Source organism: Meiothermus sp. CFH 77666, from assembly GCF_017497985.1.
Lineage (GTDB): Bacteria > Deinococcota > Deinococci > Deinococcales > Thermaceae > Meiothermus.
Map to the genome: position 1 here is coordinate 1 of NZ_JAGDFV010000016.1, position 13,103 is coordinate 13,103.

The window sequence follows — 13,103 nt, forward strand, 5'->3', positions numbered from 1 at the left end:
CGCCATCACCGTACTGAACTTGGCTTTACCGCTTGGTGGGCTTACCTCATCATCGCCCTGAACCTCATCGCTGCTTCCCCAGACCTGTGTATAGCTGACATCGTTTTGTGACTAGCACCAGTGATTACATAGAACTCCCTCATCCGGCGACGCCCTCAGAGCAACCGTGGTCGTAACAGTTGTTTCTGATGACCAGAGCGCGTGGAGTGTCGCCACCTTCTCCCGCCCAGGGGAGAAGGCAAGAGGAATCAACCAGATTTGGTATAAACGCGTATGATGAAACTGATGCTGATTGAGGCCCAAGCCGTTGCCAAACGCTACGGGCGCGACTGGGTATTGCGCGGCCTGGACTTCCAACTGGCCAAACACGAAACGGTGGCGCTGGTGGGGCCCAACGGTGTGGGCAAGACCACCTTGCTGCGGGTGTTGGCGGGCCTGGTGAGACCCACCCAGGGCTCTATAAAGCTCTCAGGAAGGGTGGGTTTTCTGGCCAATCCCCCCGCTTTTCATCGGCACTTTAGCGGGGCCGAGAACCTGCTTTATGCCCTGCGGCTTGATGGGCGGGCCGATGACCGCGCCCAGATTCACAGGGCCCTGAAGCAAGTCGGGCTCCCCCACGACAAGCCCGTGCTGAGCTACTCTAGCGGCATGAAAAAGCGTCTGGCTATGGCCCGGTTGCGCTTACAAAACCCGGATATCTGGCTGCTGGACGAACCCGAGGCCGCCCTGGATGTAGAGGGGCGGGGTCTGCTGGAAGACCTGGTCAACTTTGCCAGGGCCTCTGGGGGGGTGGTGATTGCCACCCATGATAAAAGCTGGCTTTCCCTGGTAGACCGGGTGGTTGAACTAAGGGCCGCCTGATTGCTCCTTTACCGCAAAATCCCCGCCACGCTGCGGGGGTTTTACAGCAGAGGGTCAGGCTACTGTCTGGGCTTGGCGGCAATTTCGGCTTTGTAGGCCAGAAGCTGCCCCTGGCGGGCAAAATTGATGGCCTCGCCCAGGATGCGGGCTGCTTCGGCAGGGGCATGGAAGCCCATGGAGTTCTCGGCGTTGATGTAGTCGGTGCGCCACTGGGCTTTGCGGTGTAGCTGACGGGCCTGAACTAGGGCTTCATCGCTTGCGCCTGCGGCCTTGGCGGCCTCGATGGCCTGGATCAAGTCCACGGTGGCAATCTCGGCCTCATCCAGGAGCTTCTTGGTGCGATCCTGGATGATGTCCACCCGGGCTTTCATCTCCTCCTCGGAGGCGTTGTGGCAGGTCTGGCAAGCCCTGGCGATGTTCAGCATGGGGCTGCGCACCTGGTGGTCGGAAACCTTGACCGCCCCCACGCGGGTATAGGGCATGTGGCAGTCGGCGCAGGCCACCCCGGCGCGGGCGTGGATGCCCTGGGCCCACAGTTCAAACTCGGGGTGCTGGGCCTTGAGCATGTTGGTGCCTGAAAGCTTGTGTTCCCAGTCTTTCCAGCTGACCTGGTCGTAGTACTGCTCGATTTGCTCCACCTTGAGCCCGTTATGCCAGGGGAAGGTGAGGGTTTTGTTAGGCGGCGCAAAGTAGTACTCCACGTGGCACTGGGCGCATATCATCGAGCGCATTTCCTGGCGGGTGGCGTCGGTATTGGGGTCGTAGGGCCTGGCCTGGTTGCCCTTGCGCCAGCGCTCGAGGCTGGGCAGGAAGGGGACGGGTTCTTTGGACTTGGCCAGGTTTTGAATCCCGGTGATGAAGGCCGGGCGGGTGATGGTGACCGCCATGGTTTTGGCGTCGTGGCAGTCCACGCAGCCCACCGGGTGCTGCACAAGCTGGGTGGCCTCGGCATAGGGCATGGGATTAATCACCTCGAAGCCCTTGAAGATGGCCTCCATCCGGTGGTTGTCGTCGTCGGGTACCCCGGCCTTCACGCCTGCAGCCTGGAAGACCGTAGCCACGCTGGCATGGCAGTTGAGGCAGGCGCCGGGCTGCTTGAACTGCTTGACGCGCTCGGTGTTGCGCTGGTCAATCAGCATGTAGGCATGGCCGCGCCGCTCACGGTAGTCGGTGCCGAAGGGCATTCCGCTAAAGAGAATTTTCAGGCGAGGGTTCTCCTCGAGCTTCGAGGTGGGGAAGTCCTCCGAGCCGCCGTAGCGGGTGCGCTCGTTATCGGCGGTTTTGAGCCAGGTGTCGTACTGATGGGGGAAGTTCTTGCCCCAGAGCGCAGAGTCCTCGGTTTTGTTGGTAATTTCCACCACCCGGAAGGAGGTTTGCCGGGCTTCGGCCTGGCGGGCGTTGATGTTCCCCAGCAGGGCCAGAATGCCAAAAGTGCCCAGTGCGGCAATGATTGCTACGGCCACGCTGATCCATAACCATCGTCTATTCATGTTTCCCCCTACTGGCCGTGCCCTACCCCACGGTGGCAGTGCACACAGCCGAACTTGCCTTCTGCATCCGCTTCAAGGTTGGCGTGTGCGTCCTGGAAAGCGGTCTGGGCTTCCAAGACGCCCCCAATCAGGTTGCGGTGGCAGCCGACGCAGTTGTGTTCCACCACCGCTGCACTGCGTGTCCCAATGCGGATGGGTTCGTGAAAGTCTTGCAGGGTGAAGGCCCTTGAGTGGTTCCAGCCATGCTCGAGCTTGGTCAGGTATTTGCCCACAAAGTCGTGGGGTAGGTGGCAGTCCACACACACCGCCACATGGTGGTGGCTGGCCTTCTGCCAGCCGTCGTAGACCTCGCGCATGATGTGGCAGTTCACACAGGCTTTGGGGTCGTTGGAGAGGTAGGAAAGGGCTTGGGCATGGTTGGCGGTATAGCTTCCGGCTCCGGCCATCACCCCCAAAAGGAGTGCGCTCAGCAGTACCATGCCGCCGCCGGTCGGCCAGTTTCGCATAGTCGGCCCTCCGTTTTCATGGTTACCTCCGCACAACCGCCCAAAGGTATTGGAACATTGCGAGGTGCCCAAAATCCATGACTTAAGTCAAACTTGGTAGGCTACCAATGCAGGCTGGAGGTTGGTTTTGGGGGAACGCAGCCGGCCAAGCGTAATGCCCAGGATCACCGAAGAATTATGCCCTCCACTTGGAAGGCGGCATAGCTTCGCCTAGCCTGCCCTGGCTAGCTCTTGCAACGCCAGAGGATTGGTAATACGCACGCGGCGCCGGTCAATTTCAACCCAGCCTTGCTGGGAAAAGTGGCCCAGTTTGCGGCTCACCGGCTCGGGTGTGGTACCTACAATGGCGGCTATTTCCGGGTTGGTGGGCAGCTTAAAACTTTGACCGTGGTCTTGGGCCATGGCGAGCAGATACTCGGCCAGCCTCGAGTCCACCTCGCGGAACACCATGCGATCCAGCACCTGCACAATCTGGCCAGTGTGTTGAGCGGTGGCTCGGAGAAGGTTGTAGCACAGGGTGTGGTCTTGCTGCACCAGTTGGTGAAAAGAGGCCCCCGGTATGGCCAGAATACGGCTAGGCTCGCTGGCCTCCGCCGTGGCCGGATAGCGGCGGTTCCCCAAAAAGAGTGCCACCGCCGCCACGCACTGACCCGGCCCGGCCAGGTGCATCACCACCTGTTTACGGCCACTGGGGTCGAGACGGAAAATCTTGATGAGACCCTGGCCTACCAGATAAACCTGCTCTACCGGGTCGCCTTGCAAGAACAGCGTCTGGCCCTTGGCAAGCTCGAGCCACTCGCACACGGCGATCAGCGACGCCAGTTTATCTGGCGAAACGCCCTGAAACAGGGGGCATCGGGCCAGCATCTCTTCGGGCTTCAGTTCAGGCAGCGGCATGGTTTCTGTAGGGTAGCGTCTATAGAGTGCGGCATTTGTCCCCACCTGACCCACCCTTTACGTTCTGCACCCAAACCGATACCCTGAGCCCTGTGCAGCGGATTTTCTGGCTGGCCTGGCGCGATCTGGTACTGGAGTTTCGGGGTCGCACCGGCATCCTGTCGGCGGTATTTTTCCTGGCGGTGATGCTATTTATCCTGGCCATGGCTTTTGGCCCCAACCCCCAGAACCTGCAAAAAGCAGCGCCGGGGGTGCTCTGGGTGGCGCTGGCCTTTGCTGGCAGTTTGCTGGCCGGGCGGGCTTTCGGCCTCGAGGTCGAGGACGGCACCCTCGACGACCTGCTCCTCACCCCCGGTAGCCGGGAGTGGATCTACTTCGGCAAACTTCTGTTCCAGTTTTCCTTGCTGGTTCTGGTGGGGCTGGCCCTGCTGGTACTCACGGCAGGGCTATTTTACCTGCCCTTGCAAAACTGGGGCTGGTATCTTGTAGTCTTGCTGCTTGGTTCGCTGGGATATGCAGCCATCTCCACCTTTTATGCGGGCATGCTGGCCCGTCTGCGGGGACGGGAGGTACTTTTGCCCCTGTTGCTCTTTCCGCTGGTGATTCCGGTGGTGCTGGCTGCAGTGCGTTTCACCCAGGGGCTTGCCGAGGGTATTCCGGTGGCAGAGCTTGCGGACTGGCTTCGGTTGCTTTTGGTTTTTGACATAATTTATGTGACGGTCTGTGCGATGGTCTTTCCGTACATGCTGGAAGGGTAGGGTGATGGCTGCTACAACCCCAAGTGTGGTCTGGTCATTCGACGCAATTACCCCACCTGGGTAAATTGAAAGGATGGGGGTAAGCTTGTTGACGCTGGCAAGTTTACGCAACACATGGATGCAATGTGACCTGGGTCGCTTCATCCATTTCAAAGCGCAATACCGTAAATGAGAACGAGGGGGATAGCACCGATGCAACTTGCAAGCTCCAATCAAACCAGCCGCCTGGATAACCTGACCCTGGGCATTCTGGGTTTGGGCGTGGTGGGCGCAGCAGTGGGGTTTTTCATGGCCATGACCGCGCCACCCGACCAGAGCCAGGGTTTTGTGGCCCGGATATTTCATCTGCATGTGCCGGTGGCCTGGATGGCTTATCTGGCCAGCTTCGCGGCGTTGGGTTACTCGGTAGCCTACCTGGTTCGGCGCAAATCCCATCACGACCGGGTTGCCGCAGCCACTGTAGAAGTGGGGCTCATCTTCATGGCCCTGGCCCTGCTGACCGGGATGCTCTGGGCCCGGCCCACCTGGGGGGTCTACTGGGACTGGGAGCCCCGCCTGACCACCACCGCCATTCTGTTTGCCATCTACGTGGGGTATGTGGTGGTGCGGGGGGCCATTGAAGACCCCGAACTGCGGGCCAAGGCCGCCGCAGGCGTGGCCATTCTGGGCTCTATCAACGTGCCCATCAGCTATATGTCGGTCAAGTGGTGGCGTAGCCTGCACCAGACCCAGTCCATTGACCTCACCACCGGAAAAATCAATGTAGATGCGGCCATCCTGATTCCCATGCTGGTGAACCTGGCCGCCTTCACGCTGCTGTTTATCGGACTGGTTCGGCTGCGTAGCCTGATTGCGGCCCGCGAGGCGGCCAAAGAAGAGGTATAGGATGCCTGATAACCCCTTGTGGAACCCTGCCAACCCCTTTGTGGTCTGGACGTTTGTGGCTGTGTACGCATCGGTGTTTGGCTATCTGGGCTATCTTATCTGGCGTTACCAGCGGAACAAGTAAGGTTTTGAGGAACCCATGAAACCTAAGTACATCATCGGACTTTTGGTGGTTGCTGGAGCCCTGGCCTATCTGATCTTCGGTGGTCTGGGCCAAAACCTGGTTTACTTCATTACCCCCAGCGAGTACTTCCAGCAAGCCGACCGTTACCAGAACCGGCAGGTGCGCCTGGGAGGGCTGGTCAAGCAGGGATCTCTTGACTACAACCCCCAAACGTTGGAACTGCGCTTTGTCGTCACCGATGGGGTCAAGGAGATTCCCATCCGGTCTTCGGGCTCAACTCCTCCGGCCCTCTTTGGCGAAAACCGGGGGGTGGTGGTGGAAGGCAGGTTCCAGGGCGAGACGTTTGTAAGCCAGAACCTGCTGGTCAAGCACTCCGAAACCTACCAGGCCCCCAAGGAGGGCTGGACGCCCGACGAAGTTCGCAAGCTCATCGAGGGAACCCAATGAACACGCTGTGGAGGTCGGTATGACGCCCGGCCTGTTGGGAGGGGTTTCCCTCCTGGCGGCCCTCATTTTTTCGGTGATGGGCCTGGTGCTTTCGACCCTTGCCTACACCCTGCGGGACGGGCGCTACCTCGAGGCCGCCCGGCGCCTCTCGACCCTGAGCCTGCTGGCGGCGCTCGTTAGTTTCGGGGCGCTCGAGTGGGCCATTCTGACCAACGACTTTAGCGTCTCCTACGTGGCCAATCACAGCTCGGCCAACAACCCGCTATGGGTCAAGCTGGTGACCCCCTGGGCAGCGCTGGAGGGCTCCATTCTGCTGTGGGCCATGCTCCAGACCGCCTACACCTGGCTCCTGAGCCTGCGGGTGGGTCAGGGTCTGGACATCTGGCGGGCCCCGGTGGCGCTGGGCACGCTATTTGCGGTACAGGTCTTCTTCTTCGCGGTAATGGTTTTTGTGGCCCACCCTTTCGATGCCGTGCCCAACCCACCCCCCGATGGTCGGGGCACCAATCCGCTACTTCAGAACCACTGGATGATGGCCGTTCATCCGGTCTTGATGTACCTGGGTTTTGTGGGGCTCTCGGTGCCGTTTGCCTATGCGGTGGCCGCCATGGTTGCGAAGCGCTTCCAGAGCTGGATTTTCGAGACCCGCTGGTGGACTCTGGTGGCCTGGGGCTTCCTGACCGCGGCCATCTTTACCGGCAAGTGGTGGAGCTACGAGATTCTGGGCTGGGGGGGCTACTGGGCCTGGGATCCCGTCGAGAACGCTTCCATCATTCCCTGGTTGCTGGCTACGGCGTTCCTGCACACCGCTCAGGTGCAGGAGCGCAAGGGGCTTTTCAAGGGCTGGAACTTCGCCTTCATTACCCTGACCTTTGCCGCCACGGTGTTTGGCACCTTCCTGACCCGCTCGGGGGTGATTCAGTCGGTGCACGCCTTTGCTAGCGGGCCGGTGGGGGCCTGGTTCTTGCTGTTTTTGCTGGGCGTGATGGCTGTGGGGCTGGGGTTGTTGGCCAGGGTTTCCGCCGAGATACGCGAGGCCGGTGAAGTCCGCTGGAGAAGCCGCGAAGGGGCCTTGCTGGCGGGCGCTCTGTTCTTCGGCACCTTTGCGTTTGTGGTAGTGCTGGGCACCCTGTGGCCGCTGGTGGTGGAAATTGTCAGTGGGGCCAAAGTTTCGGTGGGGGCCCCCTTCTTCAACCAGATCTCCATTCCCCTGGGCATCTTTATGCTGCTCCTGATGGGCATCGGGCCGGTCTTGCCCTGGCGGCATACCAACGCCCAGGTGATGCGGAACCTGACCGCCATGCTGATTGCCCTGGGGGTGGGCACCCTGCTGGGCTTTGGGTTGGGCCTGACCCTGGGGGTCTCGCTGGCGATTGGGCTCTTTGCCTACAACCTGACCGCCATCTGGCTGATGGTGGCCCAGGGTGTGCGCGAACGGGCCCGCGCCCTGGGCATCTCGGCGGGGCAGGCCCTGGTGGAACTGGCAGCCAGCCACAAACGCCGCTTTGGCTCGCATATCGTGCACTTTGGCATTGCCCTGGCCGCCCTAACCATCGCCTTCAGCCAGACCTACCGGGTCACCGAGCAAAAGACCCTTCAGGTAGGGGAGGCCTGGCAGACCCGGGGTATGGAGGTGCGGCTCCTCTCCATTAGTGCCAAAGAGGAATCCAACCGCTTTGCCGCCATTGCCCCTATCGAGGTGCGCTCGACCAGCCTCGAGGGCTGGGGTTCGGATGGCCGCTACCAGACCCGGCTCAACTTCTACCCCCAGATGGGCTCGCCGCTGGCCACGCCGGTGGTCAAATACTCGCTCTACAACGACTACTACTTTGTTTTGATGCAGTTCGACCAGGAGCGGGGCCAGTGGGCGACCCTCAAGATCATCGTGACCCCTATGGTCTGGTGGCTGTGGGTATCGGGGCTGATTATTGTGCTGGGTACGCTGTACATTCTCTGGCCCAGTGGGGCCCGGGTGGCCAGCCGTCAGATCTCCCCCACGGCAGGAGACTGATGAAAGAGGTGACCCTTGCTTAGGTTCTGGCCCATCTGGGTGTTGCTGCTGGGAGGGCTTTTCTATTGGGGGATGCAGCGCCCCAACCCCAACGAGCTCAAGTCGGTGCTGGTGGGCAAGCCTGCGCCCAGCTTCAGCCTGCCGCTACTGGAGCCCTACCGGGCCCAGTATGGCCCTGAGATGGGCATTGGAGAGGGCCTGAACAAGCCTGTTTTGCTCAACATCTGGGCCAGTTGGTGCATTCCCTGCCGTACCGAGGCCCCCCTGCTGGAGCGCTTTCACCAACAGTACAAAGACCAGCTGCTGATTCTGGGGGTCAACGTGCAGGACAAGGAAGCCGAGGCCCTGAGGTTCGTGCAGCAGTACGGCCTGACCTTTCCCAGCGTATATGATGGCCGGGGCCGCATCGGCATTGAGTATGGCTACTACGGCGTACCCGAGACTTTCGTTATTGACCGCAACGGCACCGTGCTGGCCCGCCATGCCGGAGAGCTGAGCGAGGCGCAGTTGCAGGGCTATCTGAGGCAGGTGTTGCCGTGAGGGCCCAGGGGAGCGGGGACAGGGGAGCCTTATCAGCGTGGCTTTTGGCCCTGAGTCTCTGGCTTGGGGCGGTTTCCTTCGCCCAGCCCACCCCCAATACCCCACCCCCCGACTTCTCCCCCAGGGTTTTTGAAATAGCCGGTGAACTGCGCTGCCCGGTCTGCCAGGGGGAGTCGGCGGCGGAGTCCAATGCGGGTATTGCGGTGGAGATGCGCCGGATTATTGCCGAACAACTGGCCCAGGGCAAGACCGAGGCCGAGATCCGGCAGTTTTTTGTGGAGCGCTACGGCGACTGGATTCTCTATGAGCCGCCCGCCCGGGGCCTGACCCTGTGGGTCTGGCTGTCGCCCTTGATAGGGCTGGGCTTGCTGGGCTATGGCCTCTGGCGCTACCTGGCGCGGGTCAGGGCCCGTGTGCAGGCCCCCATAGCAGATGTTTCCGACGAGGAAATTGCCCGCCTCGAGGCCGAGCTCCAAACCCCAGAGCGAAAATCATGATACTGGCTTACCTTTTTCTTGCGCTGCTCTTTGTGCTGGCCCTGGCCTATGCCCTGCGGCCTTTCTTTCGTTCCGAGGCCCAGCCCTTTCCCGAAAGCCCCCGCCCAGAGGAACTCCGGGCCGAGCTGGCGGTGCTCAAGTCCCTGGCCCAGGAAGCCGAGGGGGACGAGCGCAAACGCTTGCTGGCCCAGGCGGTGCGGCTCGAGCGCCAACTGGCCGAGCTGGGCAGCGAACATCCGGTTCCCCGCCGCCTGAGCCCCGTAACGCTGGGCGCCGTGACCCTGAGCCTGGTGGCCCTGGGGGTGGGGCTTTGGGCCTATACGGTGCCCCGGCTGCCTGGCGAGACCATCATCACCAGCCGCAACGAGGCCCGCGAACTGGGCAACCTGCAACGCCAGGCCGAGCAGAGCGGCAAAGCTGCCGACTGGCTGGCCTACGCCAACAAGGCCTACGACCTGCAAGACTTTGAGCGGGCGGTGCAGGGCTACCTGAAGGTGATTGAGCTCGAGCCCCGCAATGCCAACGCTGTGCGGCGCCTGGGCATCCTGCTTTTCATGAGCGGGCGGCCCGAGGAGGGGGCGCAGGCCCTCGAGCTGGCGGTGCGGGCCGAGCCCGACGTGCCGGAGGGCTGGCTTTTTTTGGGCAACGCCTACTTTCAACTGGGCCGCCCCGCCGAGGCCATTGTGGCCTGGGAGGGCTACCTGAAGGCCGGGGGTGAGGCCAAAGAGCGGGTACAAAACCTCATCCAAACAGCCAAGAACCAGCTAAGCGCAACTTCGAATGGGCAGCAGGTGTACCTGGGTAAGTGTGCGGCCTGTCACGGTGCCCAGGCCCAGGGAGGCACCGGCCCCCGTTTGCAGGGCAACCCCATCCGCAAAGTGCCGGAGGCGGTGCGGGAAATTGTCCTCAAAGGCCGGGGCCAGATGCCGGCGGTTCCCCTGACTGAGGCCGAGATGCAGGCCTTGCTGCAGTATCTGGGGGGGTTGTAGCCCTGCGGGCCGCTTAGTTTAGTGGGTGCACGGTATGGACGAGCCCAACCTGCAAAACCTTCGCCGCATCAGCCGCCGCGACCTGATCTGGATTGTCCCCAGCGCCATCACGGCAGGCTTTTTCGGCTGGCTGGCCTGGCGCACCTACTCCATCCACTTCACCAAAACCGGGGTTTCCGAGCCGGTCTGGCGCGAGGGCCCCAGGGTGCAGGCAGCCGTGCTAAACGAGCTGGATGCCCACTGGCGGTTCAAATACTTCGAGTACGTGTACAACGGCAGCCCTCTCAAGGCGGTGGTGTTTCGCCTTTCGGAACCCGTGGTGGGTGGGCTCACGGTGGGGGAGGCCCACTTCCTGGCCCTGTCGCGTATCTGCACCCACCAGGGCTGCGTGGTCAACTACGTGGACAACCCCGAGCTGGGCTCCATCGCCTATAACTACCGTACCGACCACCCTTTCATGGGCTGCCCGTGCCACTTTGGCGCTTTCGAGCCCCTGCAAGGAGGCAAAGCGGTGTATGGCCCGCCGCGTTTTCCCCTGCCCCGACTGCGCCTGGAAGAGGAGAACGGCGTCCTGTACGCAACCGGCTACGAAATTCCCTTCCGGCCCCTCGAGCAGGGCTAAGTGCGCCCGCGATAGAAATATCATGCTGCTCAACGAAAGTGCGAATTCTGGGGTTTGCAGCGGCGCGGCCTCGTGAATCACCCTTTCCCTACCCATTACGTTTTTATCGTGGAGATAGTTAGGCGGGCCTGACCCGCACGAACCTATCCTTGCCTCGCTGGAGCACCAATGGCTTGCTAAAGGCAATCTCCATCTTGGGGTCGGTGAGCACCTCGCCATCGAGCCGCAGGCCTTTTTGCTCAATTAGCCGCCGGGCCTCGCTGTTGGAGACGGTCAGACCGGCCAGGGTAAAGAGCCTGGCCACCGCAATATGGCCGCCCGACAGCTCGTCGATGGAAATGACCACTTCTGGCATCTCATCGGGGATGCCCCCGTGGGCAATTTCGTAGTAGCGGGCTTCGGCGTGCTGCACCACGGGGTTCTGGCCGCCCTGATCCTGCCCAAAAGCCTCCCAGCGGTAGCCCAGCGATTCGTAGAGTGGGCGGTCTAAGCGGGCGGGAATCCTGGGCTGTACGTACGCGCCCGTTACCAGCCGCGCCAGCACCCGGTGGGCCCCCACGGGGCCGCCTTGCTCCAGAACTTCCTTGATTTCACCGGGGTTCAGGTCAGTGCAGAGTTCGAAGTAGGTGGGCAGGTAGGGGTCTTCAATTTTCATCAGCTTGCGGAAGATTTCGCTGGGCTCCTCGGTGATGCCAATATAGTTGTCGTAGCTTTTGGACATTTTTTGCCCATCGCCCCCCACCAAAAGCGGCATGATGAAGGCCACCTGGCGCTCCAGGCCGTAGGCTTCTTGCACCTCGCGCCCGACCAGCAGGTTGAACTTCTGGTCGGTGCCGCCCATCTCCACATCGCAGGCGATGGGCACCGAGTCGTAGCCCTGGGCGAAGGGGTAGAGGAACTCGTGGATGGAGATGGGCACGCCCTCGGTATAGCGTTTTTTGAAGTCTTCCCGCTCGAGCATCTGGGCTACGGTCAGGAGGGAGGCCAGCTTGATGACCTCCTTGAAGCTCAGGTTCTCCAACCACTCGGAGTTGTAGCGCAGCTCAAAGCGAGAAGGGTCGTCGGTGATGAGGATTTTGCCCACCTGCTCCACATAGCTTCTGGCGTTGGCACGGGTTTCTTCCAGGGTGAGGGGCGGGCGGGTTTTGGAGCGGCCCGAGGGGTCGCCGATCATGGCGGTGAAGTCGCCGATGATGAGCACTACCTTGTGGCCTAGCTCCTGGAACTGCCGCATTTTTCGCAGCACCACCGCATGGCCGATGTGAATGTCGGGCCGGGTGGGGTCGAGGCCCAGCTTGACCACCAGTTTTTTCCCTGATTGCAGTTTTTTGCGCAAGTCCTCCTCGGGGATAATCTCCACCGCCCCGGTTCGTAACAGATTGAGTGCTTCATCCGCCGTCATGCCCCCAAGTATACCGATATTGACAAGCTTCTCTGGACTCTTTCGCCAGAGGTCTGTGGGGATTCGGGGTGAGCAGGCTCTTATCATTTGTCTGGGCGTCGTCGTTTCAGCCCCTCATCCGGCGACAACAGTTACCGCTAGAGTTGTTTTTACTTGGCAAAAGGAGCACCAAACCAGCCAGTGCTGTCGGCACCCTTTCCCGCAAGGGGAGAGGGAAAAGGGAAAACGATAAAAGCCTGTCGAGGTGAGCAGGATCAACAGGCCCTCACCAGACTTGTCTTATACTAGAGGCTGTGCGAACCCTCTTGTTCCTGGCCCTGATTGCGGGTGGAGTGTACTTTTACGCCGAGCGATTTGGTCTGGCGGTAGGCTACGCACCCTTCACCCCGGTTTACTACTGGAACTACACCGGCGAAACCCGCAACCAGATTCGGGCCACGGGCATACGGGCTTTTATCAAGGTGACGGTGAGCGGCGATTTGCGAAAGGGGAGCCTCGAGGTCGAGGTTCGTCGCACGGGCCAGAACAGCCCCGGTCTGATCAAGCGCTACCAGGGCCGTTTCGCTGATGAAATTCGCTATCCTGCCGATGCCAGCCTGTATGATGTTATTTTCCGCTTCAAGGATGCACGGGGGCAGGTGCGTATGGACTGGGTAGCGGCTCGCAATGAATTCTGAGGGTCTAGCCAGGGGCCCCGGAACTATGCTAGACTTGTGAGCGGTTTGCCTCGAGGCTGCCGGTTTTCGTGCAGCCCCCCACTGGCACTTACGGAGAACTATGGCACAGAAAAAAACTGCTCGTAACCCCTCGGCGATGAAGCGCCACCGCCAGTCCCTCAAGAGACGGCTGCGCAACAAGTCCAAGATGTCGGCCATCAAGACCGTCAGCAAAAAAGCCGTCGCGCTGGCCAAAGAAGGCAATGTCAGCGAGGCTACCCGGGTCATGCGTTACGCCGAAAGCCTGATTGACAAGGCGGCCAAGGGCTCGACCCTGCACAAGAACGCGGCCAGCCGTCGCAAGTCGCGCCTGATGAGCAAGGTTAGCCAGCTTTTGAGTGGAGCCAAAGCCTAGGAG

16 protein-coding genes are annotated in these 13,103 nt (G+C 61.1%); 12 read left to right on the forward strand and 4 right to left on the reverse strand.

Annotation, left to right across the window (positions count from 1 at the left end; all coding sequences use genetic code 11):
- Positions 1-285: 285 nt before the first annotated feature.
- Entirely contained in the window at positions 286-861 is a 576-nt protein-coding gene (locus J3L12_RS09465; RefSeq protein ID WP_208014812.1) for an ABC transporter ATP-binding protein, read from the forward strand.
- Positions 862-920: 59 nt separating this feature from the next.
- Here the strand turns inward: J3L12_RS09465 and J3L12_RS09470 are convergent, their stop codons facing one another.
- The 3 genes from J3L12_RS09470 to J3L12_RS09480 form a co-directional block, all read right to left on the reverse strand.
- On the reverse strand, positions 921-2,351 hold the full coding sequence (locus tag J3L12_RS09470; RefSeq protein ID WP_208014813.1) for an ammonia-forming cytochrome c nitrite reductase subunit c552: 1,431 nt from the start codon (positions 2,349-2,351) through the stop codon (positions 921-923).
- Positions 2,352-2,359: 8 nt separating this feature from the next.
- A complete protein-coding gene (gene nrfH, locus J3L12_RS09475) occupies positions 2,360-2,857 on the reverse strand; it encodes a cytochrome c nitrite reductase small subunit (RefSeq protein ID WP_208014814.1) in 498 nt (165 codons plus the stop codon).
- A 210-nt stretch (positions 2,858-3,067) separates the two neighbouring features.
- Complete coding sequence (locus J3L12_RS09480) at positions 3,068-3,754, reverse strand: Crp/Fnr family transcriptional regulator (protein ID WP_243455111.1); 687 nt, start codon at positions 3,752-3,754, stop codon at positions 3,068-3,070.
- 92 nt (positions 3,755-3,846) lie between these two features.
- Here J3L12_RS09480 and J3L12_RS09485 point away from each other — a divergent pair, with 92 nt between their 5' ends.
- From J3L12_RS09485 to J3L12_RS09520, 9 genes are all read left to right on the forward strand, one after another.
- Positions 3,847-4,512, forward strand: a complete 666-nt coding sequence (locus J3L12_RS09485; protein WP_208014815.1) for a heme exporter protein CcmB — start codon at positions 3,847-3,849, stop codon at positions 4,510-4,512.
- A gap of 192 nt (positions 4,513-4,704) precedes the next feature.
- Positions 4,705-5,397: a cytochrome c biogenesis protein CcsA gene (gene ccsA / locus J3L12_RS09490; protein ID WP_208014816.1), complete on the forward strand. Its 693-nt coding sequence runs from the start codon at positions 4,705-4,707 to the stop codon at positions 5,395-5,397.
- A 1-nt stretch (position 5,398) separates the two neighbouring features.
- Entirely contained in the window at positions 5,399-5,521 is a 123-nt protein-coding gene (locus J3L12_RS16950; protein ID WP_279381117.1) for a hypothetical protein, read from the forward strand.
- A gap of 15 nt (positions 5,522-5,536) precedes the next feature.
- Entirely contained in the window at positions 5,537-5,968 is a 432-nt protein-coding gene (gene ccmE / locus J3L12_RS09495) for a cytochrome c maturation protein CcmE (RefSeq protein WP_208014817.1), read from the forward strand.
- A gap of 19 nt (positions 5,969-5,987) precedes the next feature.
- Positions 5,988-7,979 (forward strand): cytochrome c-type biogenesis CcmF C-terminal domain-containing protein, encoded by a 1,992-nt coding sequence (locus tag J3L12_RS09500; RefSeq protein ID WP_208014818.1) that lies wholly within the window; start codon positions 5,988-5,990, stop codon positions 7,977-7,979.
- A gap of 15 nt (positions 7,980-7,994) precedes the next feature.
- Positions 7,995-8,519, forward strand: coding sequence for a redoxin domain-containing protein (locus tag J3L12_RS09505; RefSeq protein ID WP_243455112.1), 525 nt, complete (start codon positions 7,995-7,997; stop codon positions 8,517-8,519).
- 44 nt (positions 8,520-8,563) lie between these two features.
- Positions 8,564-9,016, forward strand: a complete 453-nt coding sequence (locus tag J3L12_RS09510) for a cytochrome c-type biogenesis protein (protein ID WP_208014819.1) — start codon at positions 8,564-8,566, stop codon at positions 9,014-9,016.
- Positions 9,013-10,005 (forward strand): c-type cytochrome, encoded by a 993-nt coding sequence (locus tag J3L12_RS09515; protein WP_208014820.1) that lies wholly within the window; start codon positions 9,013-9,015, stop codon positions 10,003-10,005. Before J3L12_RS09510 ends, J3L12_RS09515 begins: the two co-directional genes overlap by 4 nt.
- A gap of 34 nt (positions 10,006-10,039) precedes the next feature.
- Positions 10,040-10,627 (forward strand): Rieske 2Fe-2S domain-containing protein, encoded by a 588-nt coding sequence (locus J3L12_RS09520; RefSeq protein WP_208014821.1) that lies wholly within the window; start codon positions 10,040-10,042, stop codon positions 10,625-10,627.
- Between the two features lie 118 nt (positions 10,628-10,745).
- Here J3L12_RS09520 and tyrS read toward each other — a convergent pair whose 3' ends face one another.
- Positions 10,746-12,029 carry a tyrosine--tRNA ligase gene (tyrS, locus tag J3L12_RS09525; protein WP_208014822.1) on the reverse strand — a complete coding sequence of 428 codons (1,284 nt, stop codon included), beginning with the start codon at positions 12,027-12,029 and terminating at the stop codon, positions 10,746-10,748.
- Between the two features lie 293 nt (positions 12,030-12,322).
- Here tyrS and J3L12_RS09530 point away from each other — a divergent pair, with 293 nt between their 5' ends.
- Both J3L12_RS09530 and rpsT read left to right on the forward strand, forming a co-directional pair.
- Positions 12,323-12,706, forward strand: a complete 384-nt coding sequence (locus J3L12_RS09530; protein WP_208014823.1) for a hypothetical protein — start codon at positions 12,323-12,325, stop codon at positions 12,704-12,706.
- 100 nt (positions 12,707-12,806) lie between these two features.
- Entirely contained in the window at positions 12,807-13,100 is a 294-nt protein-coding gene (gene rpsT, locus J3L12_RS09535; protein WP_208014824.1) for a 30S ribosomal protein S20, read from the forward strand.
- The last annotated feature ends 3 nt before the right edge of the window (positions 13,101-13,103 follow it).

Coding starts and splice junctions, on each gene's coding strand:
- tyrS (WP_208014822.1), bottom strand. CDS start 12,029: ATGACGGCGGATGAAGCACTCAATCTGTTACGAACCGGGGCGGTGGAG.
- J3L12_RS16950 (WP_279381117.1), top strand. CDS start 5,399: ATGCCTGATAACCCCTTGTGGAACCCTGCCAACCCCTTTGTGGTCTGG.
- ccsA (WP_208014816.1), top strand. CDS start 4,705: ATGCAACTTGCAAGCTCCAATCAAACCAGCCGCCTGGATAACCTGACC.
- nrfH (WP_208014814.1), bottom strand. CDS start 2,857: ATGCGAAACTGGCCGACCGGCGGCGGCATGGTACTGCTGAGCGCACTC.
- rpsT (WP_208014824.1), top strand. CDS start 12,807: ATGGCACAGAAAAAAACTGCTCGTAACCCCTCGGCGATGAAGCGCCAC.
- J3L12_RS09480 (WP_243455111.1), bottom strand. CDS start 3,754: ATGCCGCTGCCTGAACTGAAGCCCGAAGAGATGCTGGCCCGATGCCCC.
- J3L12_RS09515 (WP_208014820.1), top strand. CDS start 9,013: ATGATACTGGCTTACCTTTTTCTTGCGCTGCTCTTTGTGCTGGCCCTG.
- J3L12_RS09500 (WP_208014818.1), top strand. CDS start 5,988: ATGACGCCCGGCCTGTTGGGAGGGGTTTCCCTCCTGGCGGCCCTCATT.
- J3L12_RS09470 (WP_208014813.1), bottom strand. CDS start 2,351: ATGAATAGACGATGGTTATGGATCAGCGTGGCCGTAGCAATCATTGCC.
- J3L12_RS09465 (WP_208014812.1), top strand. CDS start 286: ATGCTGATTGAGGCCCAAGCCGTTGCCAAACGCTACGGGCGCGACTGG.
- J3L12_RS09520 (WP_208014821.1), top strand. CDS start 10,040: ATGGACGAGCCCAACCTGCAAAACCTTCGCCGCATCAGCCGCCGCGAC.
- ccmE (WP_208014817.1), top strand. CDS start 5,537: ATGAAACCTAAGTACATCATCGGACTTTTGGTGGTTGCTGGAGCCCTG.